The organism is Mesorhizobium sp. M0239 (assembly GCF_040321815.1).
In the GTDB taxonomy this organism is placed as follows: Bacteria; Pseudomonadota; Alphaproteobacteria; order Rhizobiales; family Rhizobiaceae; genus Mesorhizobium.
Window position 1 is genome coordinate 37404 of record NZ_JAMYSG010000039.1, and the last position, 16620, is coordinate 54023.

The window sequence follows — 16620 nt, forward strand, 5'->3', positions numbered from 1 at the left end:
AGGTCCGGAGGACATCTCCGGACCTTTTTTCGTGCGAGTTATCGGCTGGCCGGCTCGCAGAGCGCGCCGACGATGCGGCGTACCACCGGCAGCACCAGCAGCAGCGTCGGAAACGCCACCAGCCAGGACAGCCCCCAGGCGGTCAGCCAGATGGACGGCAGCTCGGGGTGGAAGCCAAGGCTTTTCAACGTCGAGATGAACGAGACGATGAAGGTCATCAACAGCGACAGCACCAGCGGGCTAAGAACAGCGGCATAGCGCGCAGGCAGCTTCCTGCGCTGATGTCTTGCAGTCATTTTGAGAGTTCCCTGAAGTATCCGGTCCGTCGCTTTTGGCATCCATTCGCCGGTGACCGGCAAAATTGCCCGGAAAGACCGGGGTTGGATGCGTTGCTTGACGTCAGACGCTTACGGAGCAGCCGAGGCGCTCGCGGGACTTCTAGCGGTACGTTCCGGTGAAAGCAAGCCTCTGGCGCCGCATTCAGATACATCGTAAGATATATCTTGACTCTCTCGATTGGCTCGCATAATTAAGATATATCGTAAGATACAACTCAAGGAGCAATCAATGCACAAACATTTTGGGAACAATCATTTCGGCGAGCGCATGTTCATGCACATGGCCGGCAAATTCGGCGGCAAATTTGGTAGCAGAGGGGGCGGCGGTTTTGGCCCGTTCGGGCACGGCGGTCGCGGTGGCGGGCGGGGCGGCCCGGGCGACATGTTCCGCGCCGGGCGCATGTTGGCCGACGGCGACCTCAAGCTGATCACGCTGTCGCTGCTGGCCGAGGCCCCGCGCCACGGCTACGACATCATCAAGGCGTTGGAGGAACGCACCAGCGGCATCTACAGCCCGAGCCCCGGCGTGGTCTACCCGACGCTGACCTTCCTGGAAGAGGCCGGCTATGCCGCCTCCGCCGCCGACGGCAACAAGAAGGTGTTTTCGATCACCGAAGCTGGCCAGGCGCATCTCGCCGACAACCGCGAGATGATCGATGGCGTGCTCGACCATCTCGAGCGCTTCGGCCGTAAAATGGCCAAGGCGCGCGACTGGTTCGGCTGGAACGACGAGAGCGAAGAGGGCGGGCGTCGTGGCGGCCGGGGTGGCCGCGGGGATCGTTCGGAAGCGCGCGACGAATTCCGCGCAGTCCGCCACCGGCTGCGCGCGGCTCTGGGTGACTTCGTCGACGCCCCGGCCGACAAGCAGGCCGAGGCGATCGCCATCCTCGAAGCCGCCGCCGAGGCCCTGGAAGCGCTGTCGCACAAGTAAGCTCGTCCAGCCGACCGGACGCAGCCCTTGCCCGCTGGGCCAAGGACCGATAGTGAAATTCATCCCGCGTCACTCTACATGGTGCGGGATGAATGCTGTTGGAGGAAGCCCGATGTCTTTTCTGAAGCGTCTTTTCGGCGGTGGCGCCAGCGGAGCCGAAACGGCTGGGCCAACGAGCGCAGCGCCGGCCAAGCAGGTCGAGCACAAGGGCTTCCTGATCAGCGCCACGCCCTACAAGGCGGATGGCCAGTACCAGACGTGCGGCGTCGTCTCCAAGGAGATCGACGGCGTGGTGAAGGAACACAAATTCATCCGCGCCGACCGCTTCGCCGGGCTCGACGACGCCGTCGACATCTCGATCAAGAAGGGCATCCAACTGGTCGACGAGCAGGGCGACCGGATTTTTGGGTAGATCACCGCCAGCAGGTCACTGCCTAACCATGCGGGCCTTTGCGCCACGATGGACCTCTCGGTCCGGGTACCGCCGGCGATCAACTCGTCCTGGTGGGATCAATCGTCATCAGGCGGGTCCTGGCCTCGATCAGATGCCTTCTCGCGGCCCTTATCCGGCCGCACAATGCCAAGTTAAGAGCGACGCCGCCTTCCTCGTCCAGCAAGTCATTCGCGCGCTTCAGAGAGCGCTCGGCTCTCCTTATGCGCAGTCTGGCGTTGGCCGCTTCGATGCTGTGAATTTCAATCATTGTGCCGCGTCCTTTGCGGTTCCGGTCCCTTCATGGACTAAACCGCCGCTGATCCTATTGGTTCCGGCGCTGTGATTATGGCTGCGGTTTCGGCTATTTCGTTGTGGTGTTGAATTCACGGTTTGCCGCATAATCGATAACGAAGGTGCCCTCGGGAGCGCGAACGCCTTGCCTCACATTTGAGATGGTCACCGTCGTGGTAAGTCCCTTCTCGTCGGTGAGGCTCCATCTGCGCAGATCGAGCGATTTTCTGTCGAACACCATGGAGATGTTCGAATTGCCGAAAGCCGATCTGTCGGCCAGCTTGACGGTTACTTGAGCGCCGTCTTCTCTGATGCTTTTGACGCGACTGCCGGAGAAGTCGACCTTGTTGTCGAGCAGCAGCTTAAGCGGCGTCTTCGAGAGAGCATAAAGCCGCGATGTCTTCAGTCTCCTGTTATAAACCACCAGGGATTTGCCATCCGCGATCACGCTGACCCCAGATTGGCCTGCATAGTTGAACCGGATCTTGCCTGGGCGTTGGAGAAAAAACCTGCCGTGTTTTCTTTCCGCTTTCGGGCCTGATTGGACGAAATCCCCTGACATGGATTTCACCGATGAGAAGTGATCGGCAATCGTCTTTGCTTCAACCGGCGCGGCCGAAGCCCCGGCATTCACCGCGGCAACGCCGATAACGGCACACAAGAAACCCAGCAGCTTTTTGATCCGATAGGCCATTCGATTAACCCCCAGCAAACGCGTGATCGAAGGAGATCACGCGTTGAGATCAGTAGCCGTTCGGGCACCGCGCGACGTAAACCCGGCCGTACCGATCGCGATATCTGCACTGGCCGGCTTCGCTGGCGTGGCCGATGACGGCCCCTGCTATCGCACCAACCGCACCGCCAACAACCGCCCCTTCCACAGGGTCTCCGGCCACCGCGGCGCCTACGGCCGCGCCACCCAAGCCGCCGACGGCGGCGCCTTGTTCGGTACGGGAGCACGCCGAGAGCGGAATGAGCAGGCTCAAAATGAGCAGCGTCTTTTTCATTGGTTCTCTCCTGGGGCTACTATTAGCCAAAGCTTAAATGCTCAAGAGAGCTTTTCGATCCATCGACCGTTGCCTGCCATTCAAGCCTGGCCGTGGCGGAGCCACGCGCCTTCGGCTCAAATGCCTGCGATCGCCAAAAGCCAGGCCAGGATGTCGAGCAGCAGAAACAGCAGCGCAATCTGCAGCGCCACCCGCAGCCGCTGGATAATTCGCCAGTTGCCGGCCATGTCCGCCTTGATGCGAAGGGCAAGCGCGCGGCGCATGGCCGACATCGTCGTCGGCCTGTCGCCGTCGACATATTGATCAAGCAGCTCTTCCGGATCGAAGCGGAATGTATATTGGTGGTAGGGCCAAAGCATGAAGACGATCAACCCGCCGATGCCGAACAGCAGGGCCACCGCGGTCCAGTCCCAGAGCCCAAGCCCATTGGAAAGGGCCGCACCGCCGAGCAATGAGTTTGCGAATGCGGTGGCAAAGACAAGGCTGCCGGCGCGGGTGCTCATGTTCTCCACAAGGGTCTGCTGTTGCGTGAGACCTCTCACCGCCTCCTGATAAATGAATGCAAGACGCGGATCGTCGTCGGCAACAGCGCTTGCGGCAATTCTGTTGCTTTCGCTTCCACTCGGATGTTCCGCCATCAGGGTGTCCTCTCTGGCGTGGACTGGATGCGCGAGCTCAGTCGAGATCCCACGGTGCAAATGTTGTCCGTGGACTGCCCCGCGCAAGGGGGGGAACGGATGAAACAGGGGACAGGATCCGTGGCGAACCGAACGGGCCAGGCTGATTGCGCGCCTGGCCAGCAAGGTTTGGGAAATCGACCCGGGCTAAGCCGGCTGCAACTCCCTGCGCGGCAGTGGCGGGAACGCGATGGCGATGCCGACCGCGCCGAGCCCGATAAGAGCCGAGCCGATGAACAGCCAGGAATAGTTGGCGTAGGCGTCGAACACCATGCCGCCGGCAAGCGGTCCCAGCGCCATGCCGAGGCTGGACAGCATGGTGGCGGCCCCGAACACGGTGCCGAGGATGCGCTGGCCGAAATATTCGCGCGCCAGCACCGCATAGAGCGGCATGACGCCGCCATAGGTGGCACCGAAGATAACGGCCAGCATGTAGAACTGCTCAAGCTGGCTGATCGACAGATAGGCGGCAATGACGATCGCCTGGATCGCCAGGCCCGCGATCAGCACCGGCTTGACGCCCAGCCTGTCGGCCAGCACGCCGTAGAAGAGCCGGCCGCCGAGGCCTGCCAGGCCTTCGACACTGTAGATCGAGACCGCTGCCATGGGGGCGACGCCGCACAGCATGGCATAGCTGACCATGTGGAAGATCGGCCCGGAATGCGCCGCGCAGCAGGCAAAGAAGGTCAGCCCCAGCACGATGAATTGCGGCGAGCGCAGCGCCTGGCCGACCGTCAGGCCGGCACCTTCGGCAACCGGCGCGGAGCCGGGGTCGACTAAGACGGGCTTCGGCGGCTGGCGCACCAGCAGCACCGCCGGCAACAGCAGCACCCAGGCGGTAATGCCGATGTCGAACATGGCGGTGCGCCAATCATAGGCGGAGATCAGCCAGCGGGCGAGGGGCGAGATCGTCATCGGCGCCACGCCCATGCCGGCCGAGACCAGTGAGACGGCAAGGCTGCGGTTGGTGTCGAACCAGCCTGTGGTCAGCGCGATCATCGGCGCGAAAAAGGCGCTTGCCGCGAGACCGACCAGCACGCCATAGGTGACCTGGAAGCTCAGCAGCGAACCGGCGCGGCTGGCCAGCACCAGCGCCAGCCCGAGCAGCACCGCGCCGATCATCACGACGATGCGGGCGCCAAAACGGTCCGATATCGCGCCCCAGGCGAAGCCACCAAGGCCCATCACCAGGAAGTTGAGCGTCATGGCGCTCGAAATGCCGGCGCGCGACCAGTTGGTGTCGACCGCCATCGGCTCGAGAAAGATCGCCAGCGAAAACATCGTCCCGATGGCGACGCAGGACATCAGCGCGCCAGCGGCGACGATGACCCAACGATAGGAAAGGCTCATTCAAATCTCCCATGCCTAAGGGCAGCGCTGCGCGCTGCTTGCACCCGAAGGACGCCGGCACCGGGTTCGATCCTACAATCCGGTTGCATTTTTTATCCAGTTTGACGTGACGCCGTTTTCAGTAGCTCAGATCGGCAGTTCCGACGTGTATTTGATCGTCTGGCTGGGGACGTCGGTCTTGACGTTCTGCACGCCCTTGATGCGGCTCAGATGCTCCGACTGGAAGCGGCGGTAATCGTCGATGCCGGCCGCCACCACACGCACCATGGCGTCGCAATCGCCGAGCATCAGGTAGCACTCCATCACCTGCGGCAGCTTGGCGACTTCGGTGGCGAAATGCTCGATCGTGTCCTCGTCCTGCGTTTTCAACCAGATGCGGGTGAAGAAGGTCAGGCCCTTGCCGATGCTGGCGGGGTTGAGCACGGCGACGTAGCGGTCGATGACACCGGCCTCCTCCAGCAGCTTCACGCGACGCAGGCAAGGCGATGGCGACAGCCCGACCTCATTGGCCAGATCGTTGTTGGCCATGCGGCCGTCGCGCTGCAGCGCCCGCAGGATCCGCTTGTCGATCTCATCAAGTTTCATGGCTCTGGATTCCATCTATTTATGGCTTTGTAGCGCCAAATGCCAAATTCTGATGAAACACAACAATCTTCGCAACCAAATTGTGAGCCGGTGCCGCTATGTTTGCGGCCGACATCACAAGAGTCCAGAAGCAACCCGGGAGCGGCGGCCGCGAGGCGCGCCAGGGGAGACGCATGAGCATTTCACAGGCAGTCGAGGCGGCGGGCAATGGTTCGGGATCCGAGTTCCGCCGTGGCGTGGCGTCCTGCGCGCCGGTGCTGTTCGGCACCATCCCCTATGCGCTGGTGCTTGGCGCCCAGGCCACGCAGAAAGGCTTAAGCACGGTCGAACTGTCTGCCATGACAGGGCTGAACTTCGCCGGCGGCTCGGAATTCGCGGCGATCCAGTTGTGGACGTCGCCGCCGCACGTCGTGCTCATCGTCGCCATCACCTTCCTGGTCAACAGCCGTCACCTGCTGATGGGTGCGGCACTGGCGCCGTTCTTGCGCCACCTGCCACGACGCAAGGTGTTTCCGGCGCTTTTCTTTATGTGCGATGAAAGCTGGGCGCTGGGCCTGGCCGATGCCAAGTTGCGCACCGCTGCCGGCATCACGCCGGCCTTCAGCCCGCGCTACTATATGGGCGCGGCGCTGGCGATGTATCTCACCTGGGTGGTCTTCACCACGTTGGGCGCTTTGCTCGGTCCGATGCTCGGCGACGTCGGGGCCTATGGTTTCGACATGGCGTTCCCGGCTGTCTTCCTGGTGCTGATGCGCGGCATGTGGACGGACATCGCGGCGGCGCGGCCCTGGCTGGTCAGCCTGGTCGTGGCAGCACTGGTCTATCTCTTCGTTCCCGGTGCCTGGTATGTCGCCGCGGGCGCCATGTCGGGTCTGGTCGCGGCCTGGCTGATGGCGGGTGATGCATGATCGACGCAATGACCTTTTTCACCATCGTGCTGATGGCCGGCGTCACTTATCTGACGCGCATCGGCGGCTATGTCGTGCTGCGCAACCGCACACTCAGCACGCGTGCAACGGCGGTCATGGAAGCCGCGCCTGGTTGCGTGCTGATCTCTGTCATCGCACCGGCCTTCGTGTCGAAGTCCCCGGCGGATATTCTGGCGCTGGCTGTTACTCTGGTAGCCGCCACGCGGCTTTCCATGCTGCCGACCGTGCTGATCGGAGTCAGCGCCGCTGGTCTGCTGAGGCACCTCATCGGCTAGAACGAAAAAGGCAGGCGCGCACGCCTGCCTTTCGAAGCGGACAAATTTTGGCTCTTTACGCGGCAGCCGCGACACCCTGGCTGGCGGCCACCACGGCATCGACCTTGGCGGTCGCCTTGGCGAGCGCTGCGGTCACCGCGTCAGGACCCATGCCGACGCCTTCGATGCGGATGACATCGACGTCGGTCATGCCGAGGAAGCCGAGCACGCCGCGCAGGTAGGGGATGGCGTGATCGAACTGCACGGCCGCACCTTCGGAGTAGATGCCGCCCGAAGCCAGCACGATATAGACCTTCTTGCCGGTGACGAGACCCTTGGGGCCGTTCTCGCCATAGGCAAAGCTCTTGCCGGAACGAGAGATGTGATCGACCCAGGACTTCAGTGTCGAGGAGATGTTAAAGTTGATGAAGCCTGTGGCCAGGATCACCGTGTCGGCGGCAAACAGCTCGTCGAGCACGACATCGGAGACGCCGACGACTTCAGCCTGGCGCGCAGTGCGGGCTTCCGCCGGCACGTAGATGCCGCTGGCGTAGTCGGCATCGATATGCGGCAGCGGGTTGGCGACGAGGTCGCGCACGACGAGCGTGTTCGACGGATCGGCGGCGACGAGCTTTTCAGCGAATTCGGTAGCGATGCGGGTCGAATGCGAGGCGGCGCCCCGCGGGCTTGAGGTGACAAGAAGAATGGACATTTTGGGCTCTCCAGCGGTTGGAATGATTTGTCCCACAAGATATGGGGCTTTCGATCCATTCAATAAACTGGTATATTTTCTATACGATCCATCTATAAGTTAGATATAGCGATGCAGCCCAACCCGACGCTCGATCAACTTCAGATATTTGTGACAGTCGCCGAAGCCGGCAGCTTCTCGGCCGCCGGCCGCAAGCTCAACCGGGCACAGTCCGTGATCAGCTACGGCATCGCCAATCTCGAGGTGCAGCTGGGGCTGAAACTGTTCGAGCGTGAGGGCACGCGCGAGCCGCAATTGACGGAGATCGGCCGGGCGATGCTGGAGGATGCGCGGCGCATGATCGGCGTGCTGCAGCGCATCCGCTCGCGCGTCGACGGCCACCATCAGGGGCTCGAGGCCGAAGTCGCGCTGTCGGTCGATGCGGCGCTGCCGTCGCCGGTGCTGGTGCGGGTGCTGAAGGCATTCGAGGTGCAGTTTCCGACCGTGATGCTGCGCCTGCATATCGGCACGCTCGGCCTGATCCCCGATCATGTCGTCAGCGGGCAGGCCGACCTTGGCATTGGCGGCCTGCTGGGCGATGTCGATGTGCATCTCGCGCGCATCGGCTTCATGTCGATCGTGCTGGCCGCTGCGCCCAGCCATCCGCTGGCCCTGCTGCCGAAGCCGGTGGCGATCGAGGATGCGCGCGAACACACGCAGCTTGTCGTCACCGACCAGTCGGAGCGTACCAAGGGGCGCGACTTCGGCGTCTTCGCCTACCGTACCTGGCGGCTGACGGATGTGCGCACCAAGCATATGCTGATGCGCGAGGGGCTGGGCTGGGGCGGGCTGCCGCGCTGGCTGATAGCAGACGACCTGGCGAGTGGCCGGCTGGTCGAAATCGACCTCGAATCCTTCAGGGAGGTGAGTTCGCCGCTGTTTGCCATGCACCGCAACGATCGCAGCCCGAAGCCAGCGGCCGCCTGGCTGATCGACCAGTTCAAGCGCCAGCTCGGCTGCTTCAACGAGTTCGAACCGGGCGAGGTGCCTGAGGAAGAGACAGGCCATCGATCAGCGCCATGAGCACCGCGCGGTAGTCCTGAGCTGACGCACCGGCCTCGATGGCCAGGGCGGCACGGTCGAAGGCGGAACCGAGCAGTGCGGTCAGCGCGTCGGCCGGCAATCTCGTCATCGTTTGCGCCCGCATCGCCGCGACCAGCCCTTCGCGCAGCGAGCGGTTGCCATGGCGGTTGTCGATCGCGTCCATGGCGGCGCGGCCAAGCACGGCCGGGCCGTCGAGCAGCAGCAGGCGCGTGCGGCCTGGCGCGCGCATGGCGGTGAGATAGGCGTCGGAACCGGCAATCAGTGCGTCGCGGGCAATGAGTGATGGCGCCGAGGCGCGCTCGATCTCCTCGGCGACCGCTGCCGCCTCCTGGTCGACCACGGCGGCAAACAGCGCCTGCTTGTCGGCGAAGTGATGATAGAGCGCGCCGCGCGTCACGCCGGCGGCGGCGACGATCTCCGGCGTGCCGGTCTCGGCATAGGATTTTTCAGTAAACAGCTTTCGCGCCGCGGCAATCAGGTCGGCGCGCGTCGCTTCGGTACGGTCACGGTTGGAACGGCGCGCGGAATCGAGTTGCATACATGCAGCCTGTATGTTAATCCAATCTACATGCAGACTGTATGTTAATTGACCGGAGAAGGAAAGATGAAGACGACGAGCTATTACCCGGTGCTGATGACCGGCGACGTCGCCGGCACGACGGCGTTCTATGTCGAGCATTTCGGCTTCCAGCCGCTGTTTGAAAGCGACTGGTATGTGCATCTGCAATCGGTGGACAACAAACGCGTCAATCTCGGCATCGTCCAAAGCGACCATGAAACGATCCCGGAAGAGGGGCGGGGTCGCACCTCGGGCCTGCTGATCAATTTCGAGGTTCGCGACCCGGACGCGGTCTATGAGCGGGTCGTTGCCGCCGGCCTGCCGATCCTCCGATCCTTGCGCGACGAGCCCTTCGGCCAGCGCCATTTCATCACCAAAGACCCCAATGGCGTGCTGATCGACGTCATCAAGCCGATTCCGCCGAGCGAGGCGTTTCTGGCGCAGTACGCGGAGGGGGCTGCGGAACGGTGACCGTCCTCAGCCCGCCCTTGCCACCGGCGTCACCGTCACCTGGCTGACGCCGGTGCGGCGCACCACGGTGCATTGTGTCTCGCGGCCGATGCGCTCGGCGTCGAGCACGCGCACCAGGTCGTCGACGCCGGTGACCGGGCGGCCGTCTATTGCGGCGATGATGTCGCCCTCCTTCAAGCCGGCCTTGGCCGCCGGGCCGTCCTTCTCGACGCTGCGCAGGCGAACCGCCGTGCTGGTCGAGACTTGCGATAACAGGGCAGCGCGTCGCGGCAGATTGACGGTGTCGGCCGAGACGCCGATGAAGGCGCGGCGCACGCGGCCGAAGCGGATGATCTCCGAAATGACGAAATTGGCGGTGTTGGAGGCAACCGCGAAGGCGATGCCTTGCGCGCCATGGATCATGGCGGTGTTGACGCCGATGACCTCGCCGGCCGACGACACCAGCGGTCCGCCGGAATTGCCGGGATTGAGCGCTGCGTCGGTCTGGATAACGTCGTCGATCAGTCGGCCGGTGGAGGCGCGCATCGAACGGCCGAGCGCAGAGACGACGCCCGAGGTGACGGTCCATTCGAAGCCCAGAGGATTGCCGATTGCAATGGCGATCTGGCCGCGCCGCAGCCGCTTGGAATCGCCCAACGGTGCGATATCGGCAAAGCTGCCGTCGGCGCGCACCAGCGCGATGTCGGTGTCGGGATCGCGGCCAAGCACGCGGCCTTCGCGAGAAGCACCGTCCGGCATCGACACGCGCACCGTCCTGGCGTCGCCGACGACGTGGAAATTGGTGACGACCAGCCCGTCCGGCGCGATGACGAAGCCGGAGCCATGGCCGCCCTGACCGCCAACGCGCTCGATGCGGCAGACGGCCGGACCGATGCGGTCGACGGCGTCGGCAACCGTCGTCGAATAGGCGTCGAGCAGCGTATCATCGGTTTGGAATTTGGCGACGGCGAGGGCCATGGGAGGGCTCCGTGTGTTCAGGCTTGATCGTGACTATATGTGCGGAGCGGCTGGAACCGCAGCGACCTGACCAGATGGCCAGTCAAACCGGCAACTAGCCGTCAGGCGAGTACCCGCGGACGCGCTGTCGAGCGATATCTGGGGCATGGATGAACCCAGGAGACCATTATGAGCGATTTCAATCTGAGCGCGTTTTCGCAAGCCGTCGCCGATCTCGCCGCCAAGGCCGCGCCGGCAACGGCTGGCTTCGCCACGCATCATCACCGCACGGCAAGCGCCTTCCACTGGCGCGACGGCTATTTCGTCACCGCTGAAGAGGCTGTCGAGGCCGGCGAGGAGATCGAACTGGTGTTGGCTTCGGGGGAAACGGTGAAGGCCGAGCTGGTTGGCCGCGACCCTTCTACCGGTGTTGCCCTGCTGAAGCCGGCGGAGGCCGTCAGCGCCGCGCCGTTGGCCAAGGCCGATGCGGTGCGGCCGGGCAACATCGCCATTGCCATCGGCAGCAGTGACGGTTCCGCTTTGGCTGTTTCAGGCTCGGTGGGCGAAGTCGGCCCGGCCTGGCGCTCGATGCGCGGCGGCACCATCGACCGGCGCATCAATCTTGCCGTCGGCGCGGGCGGCCGTTTCGAGGGCGGCCCGGTTCTCGACGCCAAGGGTGCGCTGATCGGCATGCTGTTGTTCGGACCGCGCCACCGGGCGCTGGTCATGCCTTACGAGACGATCGAGCGGGCGGTCGCGACCTTGCGCGAAAAGGGCCATGTCGCGCGCGGCTATCTCGGCGCCGGCCTGCATCCGGTACGCGACCGCGACGCGCACGGCGCGATGGTGATGAGTCTCGATGACGATGGTCCCGCGAAGGCCGCCGGTCTCTCTCTTGCCGATATCATCGTGGCGTGGAACGGCGAGGCGGTGCACGGCCCGCGGGACCTGATCCGCAGGCTCGGACCCGACAGTGCCGGCGCTTCGGTGACGCTCGGTGTCGTGCGCGGCGGCGAACAGCGCGATGTCGCGCTGACAATCGGCGAAAAGCCGCTGAGCTGAGAGGATCCATGGACACGCTCACCAGCGACCGGATCATGCATGACGGTGCCGTCTCGCGGCGGCTGGTGGTGCTGATTGCGCTTGGCGATGCGTCACGCGCCGAGCGCCTGGCGGCATCGCTGGCCGCGAGCGATGACCTGCTGCCGGTCGTGGCTGGCGGTGGAAGAGCCGACGTCGCCATCGTTGACGACAGCATTGGTGATGGCGTGCCGGCCCTCATTCCACGGGTGCTGCTGACCGGACGCGCTGGCGGCGAGTGGCCCGCCGGTGAGGTGCTGGCCGTGATGTCCGCTGGCGCGGACGATTTGTTGATCGCCGCGGCGGCGCGGCTGGCCGCGGCCGGCTATCGCGTCTCGGGCGAGCGCGGAAGCGGACGCCATGAGGATTTCCGCGCCGGCGATGGCGAGCCGTTCGAGGAGGAAGCCTCCGACGAGCATGCCGCCCGGCCTTCGCTGTCGCCGCGTGAGGCGGAAGTGTTGGCGCTGCTGGCCGAGGGCGCTCCAAACAAGGTGATCGCGCGGCGGCTCAACATTTCGGTGCACACCGCGAAGTTTCATGTCGCCGCAATCCTGATCAAGCTCGGTGCCGCCAACCGCACCGATGCGATTGCCATTGCGATGCGCCAAGGGCTGGTGCTGGTCTGATCCCGATCACACCGCCGCCTCGATATCGGTGAGGTGGAAATCATCACCCTTGAACAGGAGCGGCATGGCCTCGAGCCGCGCCGTGGCGTAGGCGATGCAGTCACCGAAGTTCAGCGCCGCCGGGTGCCGACCCTTGCCGTAGCGCAGGAAGGCTTGGCGGGCGACAGCTGCATGATCGGCGGTGAAGGCGACGGTCTCGATCGAGGCGGTGTGTAGGAAGCTGTCGAGGCGATCCAGGATTTCATCTTGCTTGCCGCCGGCAAGAACCATCGTCGTTTCAAGAAAAGTTGGCGCGGCCAGCAGGCGTCTCTTGGCCTGCGTGATCGCCAGCACGAAACGTTCGTGACCTGGCTCGGCGCGCAGAATGGCGACCAGGGCCGAGGAATCGATGATCATTTCGTCGGGATTCCGAACTCGTCGTATCCAAGGATTTCGTCGTCGGTCATCGCATTTTCGCGTTTGGGGATTTTTCCGGCGCTGTCGGAGATCGCCATCAACCGCTGAAACAGGTCGCTGGCTTCGTCGCGCGGCACCAGCCGCTCGCGTGCAACCTCGCGCTCGAGACTTTGGCGGATGGCCTCCGTCACCGAGACGCGCCGGCGGCGGGCAAGTTCGCGCGCCAGTTGCTCGACTTCCAGATTCTTGATCGATAGCGCCATTCTATATCATACCTATCCATATAGAATATATACCTAGGCGGTCGATAAATCCAGTAGGTTTGTAGTGCTGGCCAACGACAGCCTCCGCAACGTCACCGTGGCCTCCCGCAGCAAGCTCTTGATGTCCGAGGCCGTCACAGGCAAGGATCGCGCAGCGAGACAATGCAGGCGGAGGGAAAATGTCGCTCAAGGGAAAGACGCTGTTCATCTCCGGCGGGTCGCGCGGCATCGGGCTGGCGATCGCGCTGCGCGCCGCGCGTGACGGCGCCAATGTGACGATCGCGGCCAAGACCGCCGAACCGCATCCGAAGCTGCCGGGCACGATCTATACGGCGGCTGAAGAGATCGAACAGGCCGGCGGCAATGCGCTGCCTGTGCTGTGCGACATCCGTGAGGAGGCACAGGTGGCCGAGGCGGTCGCCAGGACCGTGGAGAAATTCGGCGGTATCGACATCTGCGTCAACAATGCCAGCGCCATCCAACTCACCGGCACGCTCGAGACCGACATGAAGCGCTATGATCTGATGCATCAGATCAACACGCGCGGTACCTTCCTGGTCTCGAAAATGTGCATTCCTCACCTGAAGTTGGCGCAAAATGCTCACATCCTGAATCTGGCGCCGCCGCTCGACATGAAGGCCAAGTGGTTCAGGAACCACGTCGCCTACACGATGGCCAAGTTCGGCATGTCGATGTGCACGCTGGGCATGAGCGCCGAGTTCGCCAAGGACGGTATCTCGGTCAATTCGCTGTGGCCGATCTCGACCATAGACACGGCGGCGGTGCGCAATCTGCTGGGCGGCGCGACGGTTGCGGCGATGAGCCGTTCGCCGGACATCATGGCCGATGCGGCGCATGCCATCTTCATGCGGCCAGCGCGCGAGACAACAGGCAATTTCTACATCGACGAGGAGGTGCTGCGCGCCGAAGGCATCAGCGATTTTTCGGTGTATGCGCCTGATGCGACCGGGCCGCTGGCCGGCGACTTTTTTGTCCCCGACGAGGTGTTCGCCCGCACGGACAGCAAGATCAGGAATATTTACTAGAACTCTTTGTTTTGACGCGACGCGGGCGTTGAGCCAAGCCCTTCGCCACCCGCAGAGTCATGGCAAAGCCTTGCTCGAACAAGGCGGTAGGGCATCGTTCCTGCCGGACTGATTCAACTTCCGGCCGGGCGCAGGTCACGCCTCGTCCTTCTTGCCTTTGCTCTGGCCCATCAGCCGGTCGATATAGGCGAGCATGAAGGCCGAGACGACGAAGGCGAGGTGGATGATGGTCAGCCACATCAACTGGTCGGTCGTGTAGGACGACGAGTTCAAAAACACCTGCAAAAGGTGGATGGACGAGATGGCGACGATGGTCGAGGCGAACTTGACCTTCAGCGAACCGACATCGATCGTGCCCAGCTAATGCACGCCGTCGTCGCCGCCGTCCTGGTCATCGAAGCGGCTGACGAAATTCTCGTAGCCCGAGATGATGACCATCACCACCAGCGAAGCGACCAGCGCGGCATCGATGAGGCCGAGCATCTTGAGGATAGTGTCGGTGTCACCGAGCGTGAACGCCAGGGTAATGAACTCATAAAGCTTCTTGCCGAAGGACAGCGCATAGACGGCCAATGCAAGGGCCAGGCCTATATAGAAAACGACGAGCAGCCAGCGCGACGCGAGGATGATCGATTCGATGGCGAGTTCGAGACGCTTCATAGAATGATTCCGGCTGGTTATCTCTCGGACAATGGCCGTATTCGGCCAGGTCGCCACCGTTTGCAACACAAAAAACCCCGCCAAACAACGTCCGGCGGGGCTTAATGCGTCCCGCTGGAGTCGGGACGGGGCAGGGAACGCCCAGCGCCGAATCTGGGGTGGCTGCGCCCGCGATTCAATGAGCCGTGTCTAATCCCCGAACAATTCTTGTTGAACCCGGCGCGTTGATCCACCCCCGGCAGTGCCGGGGATGGATGCTTCTCGTGCCGATTCCGCAAACCAGGTCATGGTTTTGAAATCATGACCTAATTGTTGCTGGCGACCGGTGCCACCAGCGACGTGATGCGGCGAATGCCAACGCGCCGGTTCTCGCGGTTCGGCGCCGACGTATTGACCTTCAGATACTCCTCGCCATAGCCCTGTGTCGTCAGGTTCTCCGGCGGGATGCCGAAGGCGTTGGTCAGCGCCTCCGCCACCGATTCCGCGCGGCGATCTGACAGGGCGAGGTTGGCTTCAGGCGAGCCGACGGCGTCGGTGTGACCTTCGATCAGGAAGGTCTCGGCCGGGTTCTTCTTCAACAACTTCTCCATTGCGGTGGCGACGCCCTCGAGCTTCTGCACCTCGGTGTCGGAGATCGAGGCCGAGCCGAATTCGAAGTTGAGCGTGTCGAGATCGACGCGCCGTGCGATGTCGCGCACGCGGGCCGAACGTTTGACCTCGTCGATCGAGTAGAGGCGCTGGACCTTCTCCACCGGTGGCTGTTCGAGGAAGGTGTAGTAGTCGTCCGGATCTTCGACATCCTCGGAGTCCAGAATGTATTCCTCGCGCGGGATTGTCAGCCGCATCGGCGGCAGATCATCGCCGGGATCGCGCCAGTCGCTGTCGTCCTCATAGTGCCGCTCATCGACATAGCTCAGCACATATTCGCGTCCATCCGGCGCAATGCGCGAACGCTGGATCACGTCGCCATAGCGGTTGCGGATGGTGACGATCTGGACACCGTTGTCACGCTCGACGATTTCCCGGGTGCGATTGCCCGAGAGATCCTCATAATAGACGTTCCTGGCGCCGCGGGTCATGCGCGGGGCGTCATTGCTCTCGACGAACGTCTGGTTGTTGAACTGCAGGATGACGCGGTCGCCGAGTTCCCTGACGACGTCGACGCCTTTCGGACGCCGGCGGTCGCGGGCGTTCTCATCGGGTGCACGCTCTACGCGTGTGCCCTTTTCCTCGGTCACCGGCGCGATCTTCTCGGGCTTGATCTCCTGCTGTGCGGCCCTGTCGTCGGTGGGGGGCGGGCCTTGGTCGATGGGAGCAGCCACCGGCTTGCGGCCCTGATCGCCACCTTGCTGGGCATTTTGCCCGCCATTCTGCTGCTCGCCATCCTGGGGGACGATCTTGTCGCCCTGCTTGCGGCCGCCTCTGCGCTCGGCGTCCTTCTGGCTGTCCAGGATGGGAGCGGCGTTTGGATCGGCCGGTGCTTCGCCTTGCACCGGGTTTTCGCCCTGTACCGGTGCTGCCGTCTGACCATTGGCCGGTTGTTCGCCGGTGGCTGGCTGCTCGGCTGTGGCCGGCTGCTCGCCAACAGGTTTCCTGACACGCTTCTTCGTCGTGTCCTGGGGCTGCTCGCCCTGGGCCGCGGGCTGTTCGCCGGCAGGGGCCGTCGCCTCTCCAGCGGGAGCCTCCTTCGGTGCCGGGGCGACTTCAGGTTGGGCCTGCTGGTCCTGCCTGTTCTTCTTGCGCGGCTTGGCCTGCTCGCCGGGCTGATTGTCGTTGGCCGGTTCCGCCTGGCCGGCCGGCGCCTGCTCGGTTTGCTGCTGGTCGCGTTTCTTCCTGCGCGGCTGCTGTTCCTCGGCTGGAGCGGCCTGTTCGGCCGGCGCCTGCTCGGTCTGCTGCTGCTGGTCGCGCTTCTTCCTGCGCGGCTGCTGTTCCTCGGCTGGAGCGGCCTGTTCGGCCGGCGCCTGCTCGGTCTGCTGCTGCTGGTCGCGCTTCT

At 63.6% G+C, this 16620-nt stretch carries 22 protein-coding genes and 1 pseudogene; 9 read left to right on the forward strand and 14 right to left on the reverse strand.

From position 1 onward, the window contains the following. Positions 1-38: 38 nt before the first annotated feature. Positions 39-296 (reverse strand): DUF2798 domain-containing protein, encoded by a 258-nt coding sequence (locus NKI99_RS29755; RefSeq protein WP_023809663.1) that lies wholly within the window; start codon positions 294-296, stop codon positions 39-41. A 271-nt stretch (positions 297-567) separates the two neighbouring features. Between NKI99_RS29755 and NKI99_RS29760 the strand changes: the two genes are divergently transcribed. Next, entirely contained in the window at positions 568-1269 is a 702-nt protein-coding gene (locus NKI99_RS29760; RefSeq protein WP_128305486.1) for a PadR family transcriptional regulator, read from the forward strand. A gap of 112 nt (positions 1270-1381) precedes the next feature. After that, positions 1382-1681 carry an HlyU family transcriptional regulator gene (locus NKI99_RS29765; protein ID WP_127268097.1) on the forward strand — a complete coding sequence of 100 codons (300 nt, stop codon included), beginning with the start codon at positions 1382-1384 and terminating at the stop codon, positions 1679-1681. Positions 1682-1760: 79 nt separating this feature from the next. On the opposite strand, the gene NKI99_RS29770 is transcribed toward NKI99_RS29765, so the two are convergent. The 6 genes from NKI99_RS29770 to NKI99_RS29795 form a co-directional block, all read right to left on the reverse strand. Next, positions 1761-1970 (reverse strand): hypothetical protein, encoded by a 210-nt coding sequence (locus tag NKI99_RS29770; RefSeq protein ID WP_023809661.1) that lies wholly within the window; start codon positions 1968-1970, stop codon positions 1761-1763. Between the two features lie 93 nt (positions 1971-2063). Beyond that, positions 2064-2687, reverse strand: coding sequence for an outer-membrane lipoprotein carrier protein LolA (locus NKI99_RS29775; protein ID WP_128305484.1), 624 nt, complete (start codon positions 2685-2687; stop codon positions 2064-2066). Between the two features lie 49 nt (positions 2688-2736). After that, on the reverse strand, positions 2737-3000 hold the full coding sequence (locus NKI99_RS29780; RefSeq protein ID WP_127297410.1) for a YMGG-like glycine zipper-containing protein: 264 nt from the start codon (positions 2998-3000) through the stop codon (positions 2737-2739). 116 nt (positions 3001-3116) lie between these two features. Continuing rightward, a complete protein-coding gene (locus tag NKI99_RS29785) occupies positions 3117-3803 on the reverse strand; it encodes a hypothetical protein (protein WP_352613118.1) in 687 nt (228 codons plus the stop codon). Between the two features lie 21 nt (positions 3804-3824). Next, on the reverse strand, positions 3825-5027 hold the full coding sequence (locus tag NKI99_RS29790) for an MFS transporter (RefSeq protein WP_023809657.1): 1203 nt from the start codon (positions 5025-5027) through the stop codon (positions 3825-3827). Positions 5028-5153: 126 nt separating this feature from the next. Beyond that, the gene (locus NKI99_RS29795) at positions 5154-5612 is read right to left on the reverse strand and encodes an Lrp/AsnC family transcriptional regulator (RefSeq protein ID WP_013530158.1); all 459 of its coding nucleotides are present in this window, start codon (positions 5610-5612) and stop codon (positions 5154-5156) included. Positions 5613-5785: 173 nt separating this feature from the next. On the opposite strand from NKI99_RS29795, the gene NKI99_RS29800 reads away from it, so the two are divergent. After that, positions 5786-6520 carry an AzlC family ABC transporter permease gene (locus NKI99_RS29800; protein ID WP_352613120.1) on the forward strand — a complete coding sequence of 245 codons (735 nt, stop codon included), beginning with the start codon at positions 5786-5788 and terminating at the stop codon, positions 6518-6520. Continuing rightward, positions 6517-6816 (forward strand): AzlD family protein, encoded by a 300-nt coding sequence (locus NKI99_RS29805; protein WP_352613122.1) that lies wholly within the window; start codon positions 6517-6519, stop codon positions 6814-6816. Before NKI99_RS29800 ends, NKI99_RS29805 begins: the two co-directional genes overlap by 4 nt. A 55-nt stretch (positions 6817-6871) precedes the next feature. Here the strand turns inward: NKI99_RS29805 and NKI99_RS29810 are convergent, their stop codons facing one another. Further along, the gene (locus tag NKI99_RS29810; RefSeq protein WP_023809654.1) at positions 6872-7507 is read right to left on the reverse strand and encodes an FMN-dependent NADH-azoreductase; all 636 of its coding nucleotides are present in this window, start codon (positions 7505-7507) and stop codon (positions 6872-6874) included. 111 nt (positions 7508-7618) lie between these two features. Here NKI99_RS29810 and NKI99_RS29815 point away from each other — a divergent pair, with 111 nt between their 5' ends. Next, positions 7619-8569, forward strand: a complete 951-nt coding sequence (locus NKI99_RS29815) for a LysR family transcriptional regulator (protein ID WP_352613124.1) — start codon at positions 7619-7621, stop codon at positions 8567-8569. On the opposite strand, the gene NKI99_RS29820 is transcribed toward NKI99_RS29815, so the two are convergent. Continuing rightward, positions 8508-9128 (reverse strand): TetR/AcrR family transcriptional regulator, encoded by a 621-nt coding sequence (locus NKI99_RS29820; protein ID WP_352613126.1) that lies wholly within the window; start codon positions 9126-9128, stop codon positions 8508-8510. The genes NKI99_RS29815 and NKI99_RS29820 overlap by 62 nt on opposite strands. 66 nt (positions 9129-9194) lie before the next feature. Between NKI99_RS29820 and NKI99_RS29825 the strand changes: the two genes are divergently transcribed. Then, positions 9195-9620 carry a VOC family protein gene (locus NKI99_RS29825; protein WP_352613128.1) on the forward strand — a complete coding sequence of 142 codons (426 nt, stop codon included), beginning with the start codon at positions 9195-9197 and terminating at the stop codon, positions 9618-9620. A 6-nt stretch (positions 9621-9626) separates the two neighbouring features. Here the strand turns inward: NKI99_RS29825 and NKI99_RS29830 are convergent, their stop codons facing one another. Continuing rightward, complete coding sequence (locus tag NKI99_RS29830) at positions 9627-10577, reverse strand: S1C family serine protease (RefSeq protein WP_023809650.1); 951 nt, start codon at positions 10575-10577, stop codon at positions 9627-9629. Positions 10578-10745: 168 nt separating this feature from the next. On the opposite strand from NKI99_RS29830, the gene NKI99_RS29835 reads away from it, so the two are divergent. Together NKI99_RS29835 and NKI99_RS29840 are read left to right on the forward strand one after the other, a co-directional pair. Beyond that, a complete protein-coding gene (locus NKI99_RS29835; RefSeq protein ID WP_352613130.1) occupies positions 10746-11618 on the forward strand; it encodes a S1C family serine protease in 873 nt (290 codons plus the stop codon). An 8-nt stretch (positions 11619-11626) separates the two neighbouring features. Then, positions 11627-12262 (forward strand): helix-turn-helix transcriptional regulator, encoded by a 636-nt coding sequence (locus tag NKI99_RS29840; RefSeq protein WP_127297399.1) that lies wholly within the window; start codon positions 11627-11629, stop codon positions 12260-12262. A gap of 6 nt (positions 12263-12268) precedes the next feature. Here the strand turns inward: NKI99_RS29840 and NKI99_RS29845 are convergent, their stop codons facing one another. Together NKI99_RS29845 and NKI99_RS29850 are read right to left on the reverse strand one after the other, a co-directional pair. Beyond that, entirely contained in the window at positions 12269-12658 is a 390-nt protein-coding gene (locus NKI99_RS29845; RefSeq protein WP_352555774.1) for a type II toxin-antitoxin system VapC family toxin, read from the reverse strand. After that, positions 12655-12921, reverse strand: a complete 267-nt coding sequence (locus NKI99_RS29850) for a type II toxin-antitoxin system VapB family antitoxin (RefSeq protein WP_023809646.1) — start codon at positions 12919-12921, stop codon at positions 12655-12657. Before NKI99_RS29850 ends, NKI99_RS29845 begins: the two co-directional genes overlap by 4 nt. A gap of 179 nt (positions 12922-13100) precedes the next feature. Here NKI99_RS29850 and NKI99_RS29855 point away from each other — a divergent pair, with 179 nt between their 5' ends. Next, positions 13101-13967 (forward strand): SDR family oxidoreductase, encoded by an 867-nt coding sequence (locus tag NKI99_RS29855; protein WP_128305473.1) that lies wholly within the window; start codon positions 13101-13103, stop codon positions 13965-13967. A 135-nt stretch (positions 13968-14102) separates the two neighbouring features. On the opposite strand, the pseudogene NKI99_RS29860 reads toward NKI99_RS29855, so the two are convergent. Continuing rightward, positions 14103-14627: pseudogene (locus NKI99_RS29860) on the reverse strand (TIGR00645 family protein). Between the two features lie 305 nt (positions 14628-14932). Next, a partial coding sequence (locus tag NKI99_RS29865) for an OmpA family protein (protein ID WP_352440469.1) occupies positions 14933-16620 on the reverse strand: 1688 nt, incomplete at its 5' end.